We start from the raw sequence: 13,465 nt of genomic DNA on the forward strand, positions 1-13,465 counted from the left end.
CGAGGGGGGTGAAGGCATCTGTGTTATTTTTAACTCCGGTCGAGGAAAAGGCGCTTCGGGAATTTTCTTCGCGGATCAAGGCCGCCCTTGCCGGTAATTTACGGGAGGTTAAATTTTTTGGTTCGAAATCTACAGGGAGATTCCACGACGAATCAGACCTTGACGTGCTTATTATCGTCAACCAAAGAAACGAAGAAGTCTTTGATACCATCAGCGACATCCTCCTGGACGTGGAATTAAAATACAATTCCAAAATTTCTCCCGTGGTTCTCTCCACCAGTGAATTTATAAAAAACGCTGAATATCAAACTCTGTTTTACCACGAAATAGCCAGGGACGGGGTAACGCTGTGACCGACAACTGCGTTGACCTGGCCAACTACCGACTACAGAGAGCGCGCGAGCATTTGAAATCGGCTGAGATACTTTTGAATTCAGGGATGTACAGCGACTCCCTGGGGCGTTCGTATTACGCCATGTTTGCCGCCGCCAGAGCCCTTCTTGCCCTAAAGCAACTGGACAGCAAGAAGCATGCTGGCATAATCTCCCTTTTCAATCAGCATTTCGTTAAAACAGGACTCGTCGAACGCTCTGCGGGGAGAAACTTAAGTAAAGCCCGGATAAAACGTGAATCATCGGACTATACCGATTTTTACCTGGTCAGCAAAGAAGAAGCATACAGTCAGCTCGAGGCAGCAAAACAATTCATGGCAACAATCGAAAGCACTATAAATAAATTGCTGCCGGAAACGATCGAGAATCGAAGAGATGAAAACCCCTCTGAGTCAGATAATTAATCTTGAAATACGCGGGCCGGACAGCGAACTTTCGGCCGCCGTCCGCCACCTTTTCCGGCCGCGGCTGCTGCCCTTCCTGCTCCTGTTGCGCCTGGGCGCCTGCCCCGGCCCCGCCTTCGGTCCGCAGCCCGCCGCCCCGGTTACCAGCGCCGCCCCCAGGAGCAGGCAGGTGGCCAAGTGTTTGTAGGTTTTCTTAATATCCATCCCGGTAATCTCCTTTGGTTATCCTCTTTAACTTATATCTATTTATCTGACGGCGCCAGGAAAGGTTTTGTTTAGGGAAAGAAGACTTCAGGTTGAAATTAATTTTTGATTAATTTGAGGTCTTCCAGGGCTTGCCGGGGTTTGTCCCAGCCGGGCAGGTAGAGCAGGGCTTTCTGGAAATATTCAGCGGCCCTTTGGTTCTGTCCCAACCTGGTGTAGATCTCGCCTGCTTCGTAACAGGCTTCGCCCATCATGCGGGGGGAAAGATCGGCAGTTAAAAGACTTCGGATAGCAGAACCCATACTGGCGGGTTTTTGCGGGTGGGGAAGCTTTTTCTCCCCTGCGGCGATGATGTCCTGGTAGATGGCGGCGGCCTCATGATAGCGTTCAAGGCCGGTTAACGCCCGCGCTTTAATCAGTTGAAAACCATATATAGAAGGGTAGATTACCTTGTCTGCAGCCATCCCTTTTTCGGCTGCTTCCAGGGCCTGCCGGTATTCCCTTACCTTAACCAGGGCGTCTGCCAGGTAGTACCAGTAAAAGCTGGACTGCGGGTGTTCCCGCACCCTTTTCCGGTAGTACTCCACCACCCTTGGGAAATAGGCGGTGTAAACGTCTTCAGCGGGGATCAAATTTTTCCCATCCCAGCGCAGTACATCTACGGCCATGGCGTCACCGGTGTCCTTGACCCAGACGGCCAGTTCCTGCCGGCCGTCTTTACCTTTTTCACCGGCCAGGTCCTCCACTTCCAGGCGGTGGTAACCTGTGCCGGCAATTTTTTTCAGATTTCCATCCTGCCAGGCCAGGATGTCCAGGCCATTGCCCGCCGAGGCGCCGATGGTCCAGCCGATAAGCAATTCATCCCGCCCGTCGCCGGTAATGTCGGCCAGTTGCAGCCGTTCCAAACTATATCCGCCTTCCTCCTGCCACAACTTTGTCCACTTACCGTTCTTTATTTCCTCCAGAACCAGGACACCTGCACTGCCCTGGCTCGTGCGGTAACCGGCAATAATTTCCGGTTGTCCGTCATGGTTTAAGTCGCCGGTTTGAATTAATTCCCGGGTGCTTTGGGCCACCTCTCCCGCCGGTTCCGGGGCTAAAAGGTGTGCACCGGCAGGTAAGAAGGTCTGCACAATCTTTAGCAGCTCGTTCTGATTACCCGCCTTTCTTCCGGCGGCAGTGCTGGCGCCTGTTCCCGGGGGCTTAATCAATGCTCCGGGCGTGGGGAACTGGGCGCAGGCGCTGAGGATTATGCTTCCCGCAATGAGCACGGACATAAGTTTTTTGCGCATGGCCACCATCCTTTTGCCGCTGTTGTAAAAAAAAGGGCCTTTTAGCGCAAGTTTATCAGATCTTTAAACCGGAGTGGTTACAAAAAGGTTACAGAACTAACCTGTTATATGCGGTTTTTCTAAAGGCAGGGAAACGTAAACCGTTGTTCCGACACCCGGAGAACTCTCTATTTTCAAGTGCCCCTCGTGCAGCTGGACAATTTCCCGGCAGAGGGCCAGGCCGATACCGCTGCCGCTTTTGGCCGCCCGGCCCTGGAAAAAACGTATGCCCACCAGGGGCAGTTCATCCGGTGGAATACCGCAGCCTTCATCGGCGACGGCAATGGTGACCTGCCCTTTCCCCGCCGTTGTTCTTACTTCCACCTTTCCGCCGGCCGGGGTAAACTTGAAGGAGTTGTCAAGCAGGTTGATCAGTACCTGCTTTAGCCTGTCCGGGTCGGCAAAAACGGTTAGCCCCGCCACCGGTTTGAGGGTTAGCTTCAGGCCGAGCCGCCGGGCCCGGGGAAGCATCTGGCTGACCACGTTTTCCAGAAGCCCGGCCAGTTCAGTTTCCTTCCTGCGCAAAGTTATGGACCCGGCCTGCAGGCGGCTGAAGTCCAGCAATTCTTCCACCATTTCCGTTAGACGGTCGGTTTCCTGATCAATTATCCTCAAACCCTGGCGCCACTCCCCGGGGGATGGGGGACCCTGCAGCAGGGTGACGACCCATCCTTTGATGGAGGTTAAAGGGGTGCGCAGTTCATGGGAGATGGAGCTGACGAATTCGTTTTTCAGACGATCGAGCCGGCCCAGCTCCGAGGCCATGTGGTTCAGGGTGTCTGCCAGGCGTCCCACCTCGTCGTTGTAGCGTTTTGGGATGCGTACATTGAGGTCCCCGCCGGCAATTCTGGCCGCGGCCCTGGTAATTACTTCCACGGGGCGCGCGATGGTGTTGGCCAGCAGTAAACCGGCCAGGGCCGCCAGCAGCACGATAGCCGTTCCGGCCAGCAGGAGCCGGAATAACAGGCCCCTGATCATCTCTTCCAGGGGCTCCAGGGAGGTCATGTAGCGGACTACCCCTACCACCGCGCCGTTGGTTTTTAGGGGTGCGGAAACTACCAGCACCGGTTCTTTTTCAAGTTTGCCCTGCCAGGCGGCTACTTCCCCGGCCACCGCCCTGCGCCAATGGTCATCCGGCATAACCAGTGGGGAAAGATCACCCAGCGAATCCGCCAGCACGGTACCCTCGGGGGTGATGACCTGCATGCGGGCGGCAGTGATCCCGGCAAACCCCTCCAGGAGGGCGGAGGCGCTCCGTTCAATTTGTTCCTGGCCCAGGTATTGTTCGTAAAAGCTGCCGGCCAGTTTAGCCTGCTGCTCTAGAATTTCGCGGATGTTGGCCAGGTAGTACTGCCTTACCCCAACCAGGAAAAGGGTTTCTACCAGACCCACCGTTAACAAGGCCAGTAAAAAATAAGTTCCCACAAGTCTGCTTCTGATGCTCTGAAACATGCTTTTCCCCACCGTTCTCCGGGTTGGTCCGTGCAGCATGCTCATGGGTGTCCCGGCAAACCGGAGGCGGACCGGGCGGCAGGGGGTCCTTAAGAGGGACAACTGCTGCCCGGGGAGTATCCTGTGCTTTGGGAATAATTCGGGCCCGCCAGTAAATAAACCTTCCGGCGATGATATTTGTAACCGTTTTGTAACTATTTTTCAATTCCGGTCGTTTACTATATTTGTTGGGGAACGTTTATGGAGGGAGAGTGAAGCTATTTGCCGGCGGAAAACATCAATCATCAGCGGGAGATCCTCGCGCATTTATATCATCCCATATTCCATACCGTTTACCTGTACACGCGGGACTTGCATATGGCCGAAGATATTACTCAGGAAACGTTTTTGAAGGCGCTGAAAAATTTAAACCAGCTCAGGGATAAAAGCCAGTTGAAAGCCTGGTTGCAGCGGATTGCCGCCAACACCGCCCGTGATTACATGCGACGAAACGCCAGAAGTTTTTGCGTTAGCGATCCGGACCTTCTTTATGTTGCCGCAGGCCAGGATTCACCGGAAAACGAGCTGCTGAGGAAGGAAAAGATCAGGGCCATATGGCAGCAGGTGGAAAAAATGCCTCAAGGAATGAGGCGGGTATTGTTGCTCCGGTATTTTTACGATCTGTCTCTGGAACAAATCGGGGCAATTATGGAGATTCCCGTAGGTACCGTCAAATCACGTCTGAACAGGGGCCGCAACAGGTTGGCCGGCGAACTTAAGTGCAAAGAAGCATAACGGTATCCTGGAGGTCATCACTCATTCAGGTGGTACCCCGTCTATTCTGCCCGCCAGCGGTATCCCACGCCCCAGACTGTTTCAATGAAACCCGGGTTGGCCCGTCCGTTTTCCAGCTTGGCCCGCAGCCGGCGGATGTACACGTCCACCGTTTTGGGGTCGCCGAAATAATTCTCGCCCCAGACGTGGTCCAGCAATTCGTCCCGGTTGAAAACCCGCCCGGGATTCCGGGCTAAAAAGAGGAGCAGGTCAAATTCGCGGTGGGTGAGCTCTAAGAGTTTACCCCCTTTTTTTACCTGCCGTGCAGCCGGAAAGATGCTCAGGTCCCCATAACAAATCTCACCGTCGGCAGCCGGGAAAACACGGCGCAGGATTGCCTTTATCCTGGCCACCAGTTCCAGGGGATTGAAGGGCTTGACCACGTAGTCGTCGGCACCCATTTCCAGGCCTTTTACCCGGTCCATATCCTGGCCGCGGGCAGTGAGCATCAGTACGGCCACCTGGGGGTATTTCTGGCGCAGGATACGGCATACCTCCAGACCGTCCATCCCCGGCAATTTCAAGTCCAGCACCACCAGGTGGGGCAACGTTTCCAGCATCAGATTGAGAGCCTCTTCTCCACTGGCTGCCTCCCGTACCTCAAAGCCGTTGCGCTCCAGGTTTATCCTGATAAAGCCCCGGATAGGTTCCTCGTCTTCCACCACCAGGATCCTGAAACCGGACACCTTTCTCGCCACCCCGTATTTTTTCTTTGTGCGGGTTTTTGGACTTCATCCCTCTATATCAGGACGAATTGACCCTGCAAAAAGTTCCCCAAAAACAAAAAAATAACCCCTGGTGGGAACCAAATGGGCCTGCCCGTCGTCATATTAAGGTAAGGAAGAAAGCATCTCAAAGTAAAGGATGATTTTATGGCCGTAAGCGATAAAGAAAGGGACTATGGACCGGCAGGTACAGGGGGCGTTGGCCTTCCGGCACCGGAAGGCGCGGAGATTACCCGCCGTTTACATGAGGTTACCCGCCGGCTGGGTGAAGTACAGGAAGCCATCGGGCGGGTGATTGTGGGGCAGCAGGAGGTGGTCCACCAGGTATTGATTGCCCTTCTGGCCGGGGGGCACGTGCTCCTGGAAGGCATACCAGGTCTGGGTAAGACGGTGCTGGTGCGGACCATCGGCCAGGTAACGGGCCTTACCTTCCGGCGCATCCAGTTCACTCCCGACCTGATGCCGGCGGACATCACCGGCACTCAGGTTTTCGATGAGCGGGGGAGCGGCGGCGCCTTTCGTTTTGTGCCCGGTCCCGTCTTCGCCAATATCGTACTGGCCGATGAAATAAACCGGGCCACCCCCAAAACCCAGAGCGCGTTACTGGAAGCCATGCAGGAACGCACGGTAACCGTGGGGGGGACGAGCTATCCCCTGCCCAATCCTTTTTTTGTACTGGCCACCCAGAACCCGCTGGAGATGGAGGGAACCTATCCCCTCCCTGAAGCCCAGCTGGACCGGTTTTTATTTAAAGTTAACGTACCCTACCCCACGGCCGAAGAGCTGGCGGTCATTGCCGCCCGGACCACCGGTGCGGTGGAGCCCCCGGTACCGGCGCTGCTTGAGCCCCACGAGCTCCTGGAGTGGCTGGGGCTGGTACGGCACGTGGTGGTGGTTGAAGACATAATGAACTACGCGGTGCGACTGGTGCTGGCAACCCAACCCGAAAACCCCCACGCCCCCGAGCGGGTGCGCCGTTTTGTCCGGTACGGTTCCAGTCCCCGGGGGTTGCAGGCCTTGATCCTGGGAGCCCGGGCCGAGGCCCTGCGGGACGGCCGCCCCCAGGTGGTTTACCGGGATGTACAGCGGGTGGCACCGGCCGCCCTGCGCCACCGCTTGATCCTGGGCTTCGAAGCGGCCGCGGAAGGAGTTACGGCCGATGACCTGGTTGTCGAGATACTGGCTACGGTGCCGGCGATATCATGACGTTATAATGGCGGAGGATTTATGAAATTCCAAAATCCTTCTCAGAACCCTGACCCGGCTTCCGGCAGGTACTTGCTAGAGCCCGGCCTGGCGGCCCGCCTGGAAGGCTACCGCCTGGTGCGTTACCGCCCCGCCGGCGGTGAACCCGGCGGGGGCCGGCGTTCCCGCCGTAAGGGGGGTGCGGTGGAATTTGCCGACTACCGCCAGTATACGCCCGGAGACGAACCCCGCCGGGTGGACTGGAAGGCCTATGCCCGGTTGGGGCGGTTATATGTTAAGGAGTTTCTTGATGAGCGGCAGGACTGCGTCCTGTTACTGGTGGATACCAGCGCCTCCATGGATTACGGCGGGGAGGCCCACAAAGGGCGCTGCGCCCTGCGGGTGGCCGCAGGGCTGGGGGTATGCACCCTGGCGGGCAATGACCGTTTGGCCGCCGCGGCCAGCGGGAGCCAAACGGCCCTCTTAGCCCCTCTGGGAGGGCGGGGGAGTATTTTTCGCCTGCTGCAGTTTCTGGAGGGATTGACTTTTGGAGGCGTTTCCGACCTGGCCGGGGACCTGCGTGCCGCTTTAGCCATGGCACCCCGTACGGGCAGCCTGTACGTCTTTTCCGACCTGCTGGATCTGGAGAAGGTGGAAAAAACCCTGCGCCTGGCCGCGGGTTACGGTTTGGAAACGACGCTCCTGCATATCATGGCTCCCCAGGAGCGGCAGCCAGTTTTGGAAGGGGAATGGGCGCTGGTAGATGCCGAGAGCGGGGCCCGGGTGGAGGTATCCGTAACCCCCGCGTTGCTCCTGGCTTACCGGCGGCGCCTGGAAAACTTTATGGAGCAACTGGACGACCTGTGCCGGCGCTGGGGAGCCCGGCGGGTGATGGTGGACAGCGGTGAGAGGCCGGCCAGCACCTTCTTCATTACCTTGCCCCGGGCGGGGGTATTGCACCCGCGATAAAATCAAACAGTAGGGAATGACTGCCCGTAGCAAGCAATGTACTAACTTTGGTTGGCGGATCGGACATGTTTATCTACTCCCTGCCGGAGCTTTTGGGTTATCCGGGATATTTTCTGCAGACGGTTGAAACCGGAGGCGATTTGTTTGAGCTTTTTTCACCCCCTTTTCCTGTGGCTCGGTCTAACTTTACCGGCTATAGTGGCCCTGTACATATTGCGGCCCCGGCGCCGGGAAATGATTGTTCCCAGCACCCTTTTCTGGCAGACAGCGCCGTCCAGTATAGAGGCCAGCCGCCCCTGGGAGCGGCTGAAACCCCGGTTGTTATTGTGGCTGCAGCTGCTGGCGGCCGCATTCCTGACCCTGGGGGCTGCAGCGCCGGTGTGGTACTGGGGTTCACCTTCCAAAAGCGTCATAGTACTTCTTGATGCCTCGGCCAGTATGAACGCTACCGATTTAGGGCAGACCCGCTTTTCCCGGGCATTGCGGGAAGTGGAGGCCCTGGCCGATAGCCTGGAGAAGGGGGCTACCATGACGGTCATTGCCTTTGACCGGCAGCCCCGGGTGGTGGTGCGCGAGGCTGCCGATTCCCGGCAGGTGCACCGGGCGCTGCAGGGGCTCAAGCCGTCCTGTTATCCGGGGGAGCTGGGGCCGGCCCTTTCCCTGGCCCGGGCACTGGGCCGCCAGCAGGACCGGCCCCGGATAGTCCTGGTGAGTGACGGCGGTCTGGCTCCGGTGGACAATGCCGGGGATCTGGAACTGGTCACCGTGGGTAAGGATGGGGCGGCCAATGTGGCCCTGGCCGGTTTGCAGTTGCGCCCGGCCGGAGAGGGCCAGGCGGCCCAGGTAACGGTTGTTAACCATGGCGGGCGGGCGGCTTCCGGCCGGGTTTACCTGAGTGCCGGCCGCCAGGAAATGCAGGCCCGGAAATGGCGCCTGGAGCCGGGAGAAAGCACCCACCTCCTGTGGCCCCATTTGCCTGCCGGGGTACCGGTGGCGGCGCGCCTGGCCGTAGATAATGCCGGGATGGATTACCTGGCCCTGGACAACCAGGCCTGGGCGGTGCCCGAAAACAAACACCGCGTGCGGGTTTTGCTGGTCAGCCGGGGAAATATCTTCCTGGAACGGGCGCTGGGTGTATTGCCGGGCGTTGAAGTATATAAATGCACTCCTCAAGAATACACATCCCTTTTGGGCGGAGCTTATAACTACGAGATTACCGTGCTGGACGGCCTTAATTCCCCCTTGCCGCCGGGGGCGGCGCTTTTCGTAAATCCCCCGGCGGGGGAGGTGGCCGGATTAAAAGTGGGTGGCAAATTTCATCCTCCGGCTCTGGCGGGAATGGAAGGAAGTGCCATCCTCCGCTATGTGGATCTTTCCCAGGTGCATATTGCCTCTGCCCGCGACCTGGAACCGGGTAGCGGTTGGGCCGCCGACGTAAAGGCGGCCGGGAAAACGGTGCTGGCCCACGGTCAGGGGCAGGGAAAACGCCTGGTGGTCTGGGGATTTGATTTGCATGATTCCGATCTCCCCCTGCGTCCGGCCTTTCCCGTTCTCCTGCATAACACGATGGCCTGGCTGGCACCTCCTGACCTGGAGTTGCCGGCACAGGTTTACCCGGGTCAGGAGGTAAAGGTGGCCGCTTTACCTCTGACCCGGGGTATAGAGGTGGAGCCGGTTTCACCGGAAGCCGTTTTTTTCCGGGGAACTTCCCTTTCCAGTGTTCCCAATGGAAACAATTTAGATGATGGCAAGCCTGGTGCTCCGGTGGTGCTTGCCCCGCCCTTCCCGCCTGCCCCCTGGATTCCCCCTGCGCCGGGCCTGTACCGCATCGTGGAAAGCTGCGGGGATGGGGATTATCCCGGCAACCAGATCAGCTGCCTGGTGGCCGTAAACGGATACCATCCCCGGGAATCGGATCTGCGCGTGCGGGACCCCCGTTCCCAGCAGGGGGAGGAGGTAACCTCCACCGCCCCGCGGCCCCGGCCCCAATCCCTGGCGGGCTTGTTGAGTGCCCTGGCCCTGGCGGCGGTGCTGGTGGAGTGGGGGGTGGCCAGCCGTGGGCATTAGTTTTACCGAGCCTTTATGGTGGCTGGCCCTGCCGGTGATCCTTGCCGCCGCCTGGTACCTGCGCCTGCCCTGGCTGCAGATGGCCCGGCTGGCCGGTCGGGGGCCCTGGCGGCGGGAAATTTCCCGGGTCGCTTTTCGTTTTGCCATTCTCATCCTCCTTGTGACCGTGCTGGCGGGGCCGCACCTGATTATGCCGGTGCAGCGGCAGGCGGTTGTTCTGGCCCTGGACGCTTCGGCCAGCGTGGGGCCGGCCAGAAGTCGGGGAGAACAGTGGATCCGGGAGGCGCTGAAGGCCAAGCCGGCCGCCGCCCTGGCCGGCGTGGTTGCCTTCGGCCAGCGGGCAGTGGTGGAAGAACCTCCGGGGCTCCGGCCGGTGTTTCACCAACTGGGAACCGATCCCGGTATGGCGGGCAGCCGGGTGGGGGAAGCCCTGCGCCTGGCGGGGGCCCTTTTCCCCGGGGATGCCCGGCGGCGGGTGGTATTGTTGTCCGACGGGCGGGATACCGGGGGTGACGCCGTGGCGGCGGCCCGGCAACTACGGGAAGAAGGGGTGCGGGTGGATGTGGTGCCCCTGGGAGGCCCCGCCGGTCCGGACGTGCGTGTGGAAGCTTTAAAAGTCCCTCCCCTGGCCCGGGTGGGCGAAAGGACTACCCTGGAAGTGGTGGTTACTGCCACCAGGGACACCCGGGCCACCCTTTATATAGACCGGGACGGGATGGTGGTGGCCTCCCGGGAGGTACAGCTGCGGGCGGGGGAAAACCGCATCAGCATCTCCGTTGATGCGGGCAGTGCCGGCCTGCACAGCTACCAGGCCCGCCTGGTGGCCGCCGATACCGCCCGGGATGTTTTTACGGCCAATAACCGGGCCGGCGGCGTGCAGCGGGTAAGCGGGCCGCCCCACGTCCTGGTGGTGAGCCCCGATATAAAAGAAGCTGTTCCTCTGGTCCGCTCGCTGCGCAGCGCCGGAAAAGTAGAGGTCACGGTGGTAACCCCGGAAGGTGTGCCCGGGGGGTTGGCCGCCTGGGCCCGTTACCAGGCGGTGTTTCTGGTTAACGTGCCTGCTTTCAGTCTGGGAGAAAAAACCATGCAGGAGATTGAAACCTACGTGCGGGACGGGGGTGGCGGCCTGGTTATGGTGGGCGGACCCGACTCCTATGGTCCCGGCGGTTACGCCGGCACCCCGGTGGAACGGGCGCTGCCCGTGGAAATGCGCATTTCCGGCCGGGGTGAAATGCCGTCCCTGGGTTTGATGCTGGTTATTGATAAATCGGGAAGCATGAGCGGGGAAGCCGGTGGGGCGGATAAAATGAGCCTGGCCAAGGAGGCGGCTGCGCGCAGCATTTCCATTCTGACCAAAAAGGACCGGGTGGGGGTGATTGCCTTTGACAGCCAGCCCTGGCTGGTAGTTCCCCTGACGCCGGTGGATGACAGTGAGCGGCTGCGCCAGGAAATCGGGAGCATTTATGCCGGTGGAGGCACGGAAATTTTTCCGGCTCTGGCCAGCGCTTACGAGATTTTAAAGGATGCCCCAACCCGGCTCAAGCACATCATCCTGTTGACCGATGGTATCTCGGCCAGCGGGGGGTCTTATCAGGAACTGGCAAGGGCGATGCGGGAAAAGGGCATCACCCTCACCTGTGTGGCCGTGGGCCCCGGGGCAGATGCGGGGATGTTAAAGGCCCTGGCGGAACTGGGCCGGGGGCGTTTTTACGCCACTGCCGATGCCGGAACCATTCCGGCCATATTTACCAAGGAAACGGTTATGGCTACCCGCAGTTTTGCCGTGAACGAACGTTTCTTTCCCCGGGCTGCCGCAACCAGTCCCCTGCTCCAGGGTTTGGAAAAAGTGCCCGTCCTGGAAGGTTACATTACCGTTACGGCCAAAGACCGGGCGGAAACAGTGCTCGTCTCCCACCGGGGAGATCCGGTGCTGGTGTCCTGGCAGTACGGGTTGGGGCGGGCTGTGGCCTGGACTCCCGATATAGCCGGCCGCTGGAGCGCCGCGTGGGCGGAAAGCCAGGTTTTTCCCAGGTTGTGGGGGAATGTCCTGTCGTGGATCCTGCCGGCGGTGGATACCAGTCCGGTGCAGGTGCAGGCGGAAGCGGTCGGCGGAACGGAAGCAGCGGCAGCTATACAAGGCGAAGAGCCTGCGGCAGTTGCCGGGAGTGCCCCGCAGGCCGGTGCCCCGGGTGATTCTGTCGTCCGCGTTAACGTGGATGATCCCGGGCACTGGCAAATGGTGCGCCAATTTACGGCCATATTGACCGGGCCTGATGGGGAGACCAGAACCTTCGATTTACATCCTGCCGGTCCCGGAAGGTATACCGGGCAAACAACGGTTGCCGGTCCCGGTGCGTACCTGGTGAGTGTTACTGCCGCAAATGGCGGCAGCCCTGCGCTGGTAGCTCAAACGGGCCTGGTGGTATCCTATCCGGCCGAATACCGGGAAACGGGGGTGGATTTGGGCCGGCTGGAGGAAATTGCCCGGGCCGGCGGCGGAAGGGTGCTGGCCTCCCCGGTCGAGGCCTTTGCCCCCGATCTACCCCCGGTACGGGCCGGCCGGGATCTCTCCTCCCCGCTGCTGGCCCTGGCTGCCGTGCTCTGGTTGCTGGACGTGGCCGGCCGCCGTCTGGTCATCGGTGCCGAGGAACGGGCGGCCTTGCGCCGGGCCTGGTCAACGGCATGGCAGCGGCTGACCCGGCGTGGCGGGGACGCCACGGAACCTGCTCCCGCCTGGACCGGCCGCACCCTGGCTACCGTAGAAAAGCTTGGTTTCCGGTCCGGCAGGCGGGGGAATAACGCGGTTACCGGTAGTCAAACAGACGGTGGCGGAAAGGCAGGAAGTGAAGCGGCAGAAACACACCCGGTGGCGGGCAGGGCAGGCGGTGGGGAGGAAACCGGTTCGCTTCAAGAACAAAGAGCCGGCCGGGGTGCCGGACCTGTCCAACCAGATTCACCACAAGACACCGCCGCCAGGCTCCTGGCCGCCAAACGCCGGAGAAAAAGTTAGGCTGGGTGAGAAATACATGGGCTATTTCAGCTCCGCCAACCCCTGCGCCAGGGTCCTGGGTTTAAACCCGAAATGTTTTTCTACTGCATCCAGGTCGGTCACATTATCCAGCTCCATTTGCTTTAATTCCACGGAAGTTACCGGCGGATCGGACAGCAGGCGCTCCATCACCGGGACCACGAGGCGCATCAGGGTCAGGGGGACGGGCAGTTTGACCCGCCGCCGGCCCCGGCTGGCCAGCCAGATCTCCAGCATCTGGCCGTAGGTCAGGTGCTCCGGCCCCCCGATTTCGTAGGTTTGTCCTATAGACGCCGGGTTGTTTAGAGCAAGGACGACGCAGCAGGCCAGGTCTTCGGCAGCCAGGGGTTGAAAGCGGGAGGATGCGGCGGGGACCGGAGCAAAGGGGGGAGGGCTCATCCTTAAGGACTGGTCCATGCGGTCAAAAAAGCCGAAACCCCTGCCGTAGAGCACTGAAGGACGAAAGATGGTCCAGGCCAGGCTGCTCCGGCGCACGGCTTCTTCACCCAGCCACTTGGAATAGGCGTAGCGGTAGGCCGGGTCCGGGCGCACACCCAGGGCACTCATATGGACGAAACGCCGGCAGCCGGCCCTTTCGGCGGCGGCAACCATGTTGCGCGTGCCCCGGACATTGACGCTCTCAAAAGTAACCGGTCCCTTTTCCCGGATTACCGCCACCAGATGGACCACTGCCTCAGCGCCGCGGCAGGCATCATCCAGGGAAGCCGGGCCGGTAACGTCTCCAGTGTAAAACTCGGGCTCGTTACCCAGCAGGGAGCGGGCCTTTTCCCTGTCCCTCACCAGGCAACGCACCCGGTGACCTGCCTGCAACAGTGCCGGAACAATGTGCCGGCCCACCAGCCCTGTAGCTCCGGTAACCAGAATCATATGCTGC

Annotated in this window: 12 protein-coding genes; 7 read left to right on the forward strand and 5 right to left on the reverse strand. The window is 60.0% G+C overall.

Annotated elements, in window-relative coordinates; all coding sequences use genetic code 11:
* Positions 1-20 precede the first annotated feature (20 nt).
* A complete protein-coding gene (locus tag G7K71_RS19405; protein ID WP_166345547.1) occupies positions 21-353 on the forward strand; it encodes a nucleotidyltransferase domain-containing protein in 333 nt (110 codons plus the stop codon).
* Positions 350-796 carry a HEPN domain-containing protein gene (locus G7K71_RS09265; RefSeq protein WP_313884944.1) on the forward strand — a complete coding sequence of 149 codons (447 nt, stop codon included), beginning with the start codon at positions 350-352 and terminating at the stop codon, positions 794-796. The genes G7K71_RS19405 and G7K71_RS09265 overlap by 4 nt, the downstream gene beginning before the upstream one ends.
* Here the strand turns inward: G7K71_RS09265 and G7K71_RS09270 are convergent.
* The 3 genes from G7K71_RS09270 to G7K71_RS09280 form a co-directional block, all read right to left on the reverse strand.
* On the reverse strand, positions 785-1,000 hold the full coding sequence (locus G7K71_RS09270; RefSeq protein WP_166345550.1) for a hypothetical protein: 216 nt from the start codon (positions 998-1,000) through the stop codon (positions 785-787). The genes G7K71_RS09265 and G7K71_RS09270 overlap by 12 nt on opposite strands.
* A gap of 98 nt (positions 1,001-1,098) precedes the next feature.
* On the reverse strand, positions 1,099-2,292 hold the full coding sequence (locus tag G7K71_RS09275) for a VCBS repeat-containing protein (RefSeq protein ID WP_166345553.1): 1,194 nt from the start codon (positions 2,290-2,292) through the stop codon (positions 1,099-1,101).
* Between the two features lie 96 nt (positions 2,293-2,388).
* Positions 2,389-3,783 carry an ATP-binding protein gene (locus tag G7K71_RS09280; RefSeq protein ID WP_166345556.1) on the reverse strand — a complete coding sequence of 465 codons (1,395 nt, stop codon included), beginning with the start codon at positions 3,781-3,783 and terminating at the stop codon, positions 2,389-2,391.
* Positions 3,784-4,044: 261 nt separating this feature from the next.
* Here G7K71_RS09280 and G7K71_RS09285 point away from each other — a divergent pair, with 261 nt between their 5' ends.
* The gene (locus G7K71_RS09285) at positions 4,045-4,557 is read left to right on the forward strand and encodes an RNA polymerase sigma factor (RefSeq protein WP_013823835.1); all 513 of its coding nucleotides are present in this window, start codon (positions 4,045-4,047) and stop codon (positions 4,555-4,557) included.
* A gap of 41 nt (positions 4,558-4,598) precedes the next feature.
* Here G7K71_RS09285 and G7K71_RS09290 read toward each other — a convergent pair whose 3' ends face one another.
* Positions 4,599-5,282: a response regulator transcription factor gene (locus tag G7K71_RS09290; protein ID WP_166345559.1), complete on the reverse strand. Its 684-nt coding sequence runs from the start codon at positions 5,280-5,282 to the stop codon at positions 4,599-4,601.
* A gap of 186 nt (positions 5,283-5,468) precedes the next feature.
* Between G7K71_RS09290 and G7K71_RS09295 the strand changes: the two genes are divergently transcribed.
* The 4 genes from G7K71_RS09295 to G7K71_RS20045 all read left to right on the forward strand — a co-directional run bounded on the left by G7K71_RS09295 (position 5,469) and on the right by G7K71_RS20045 (position 12,552).
* Positions 5,469-6,527, forward strand: coding sequence for a MoxR family ATPase (locus G7K71_RS09295; protein ID WP_207712828.1), 1,059 nt, complete (start codon positions 5,469-5,471; stop codon positions 6,525-6,527).
* A 21-nt stretch (positions 6,528-6,548) separates the two neighbouring features.
* A complete protein-coding gene (locus G7K71_RS09300) occupies positions 6,549-7,475 on the forward strand; it encodes a DUF58 domain-containing protein (protein ID WP_166345562.1) in 927 nt (308 codons plus the stop codon).
* Between the two features lie 144 nt (positions 7,476-7,619).
* Positions 7,620-9,542 carry a BatA and WFA domain-containing protein gene (locus tag G7K71_RS09305; RefSeq protein WP_166345565.1) on the forward strand — a complete coding sequence of 641 codons (1,923 nt, stop codon included), beginning with the start codon at positions 7,620-7,622 and terminating at the stop codon, positions 9,540-9,542.
* Complete coding sequence (locus G7K71_RS20045; protein ID WP_166345568.1) at positions 9,532-12,552, forward strand: VWA domain-containing protein; 3,021 nt, start codon at positions 9,532-9,534, stop codon at positions 12,550-12,552. Before G7K71_RS09305 ends, G7K71_RS20045 begins: the two co-directional genes overlap by 11 nt.
* A 21-nt stretch (positions 12,553-12,573) precedes the next feature.
* Here the strand turns inward: G7K71_RS20045 and G7K71_RS09315 are convergent, their stop codons facing one another.
* On the reverse strand, positions 12,574-13,458 hold the full coding sequence (locus G7K71_RS09315) for an SDR family oxidoreductase (protein WP_166345571.1): 885 nt from the start codon (positions 13,456-13,458) through the stop codon (positions 12,574-12,576).
* Positions 13,459-13,465 lie beyond the last annotated feature (7 nt).

It is taken from the genome of Desulfofundulus sp. TPOSR (genome assembly GCF_011393055.1).
Lineage (GTDB): Bacteria > Bacillota > Desulfotomaculia > Desulfotomaculales > Desulfovirgulaceae > Desulfofundulus > Desulfofundulus kuznetsovii.

Excerpts from the sequence above, each read along its gene's own strand:
- G7K71_RS09315 (WP_166345571.1), bottom strand. The coding sequence starts at position 13,458 with ATGATTCTGGTTACCGGAGCTACAGGGCTGGTGGGCCGGCACATTGTT.
- G7K71_RS09280 (WP_166345556.1), bottom strand. The coding sequence starts at position 3,783 with ATGTTTCAGAGCATCAGAAGCAGACTTGTGGGAACTTATTTTTTACTG.
- G7K71_RS09300 (WP_166345562.1), top strand. The coding sequence starts at position 6,549 with ATGAAATTCCAAAATCCTTCTCAGAACCCTGACCCGGCTTCCGGCAGG.
- G7K71_RS09270 (WP_166345550.1), bottom strand. The coding sequence starts at position 1,000 with ATGGATATTAAGAAAACCTACAAACACTTGGCCACCTGCCTGCTCCTG.
- G7K71_RS09275 (WP_166345553.1), bottom strand. The coding sequence starts at position 2,292 with ATGCGCAAAAAACTTATGTCCGTGCTCATTGCGGGAAGCATAATCCTC.
- G7K71_RS09295 (WP_207712828.1), top strand. The coding sequence starts at position 5,469 with ATGGCCGTAAGCGATAAAGAAAGGGACTATGGACCGGCAGGTACAGGG.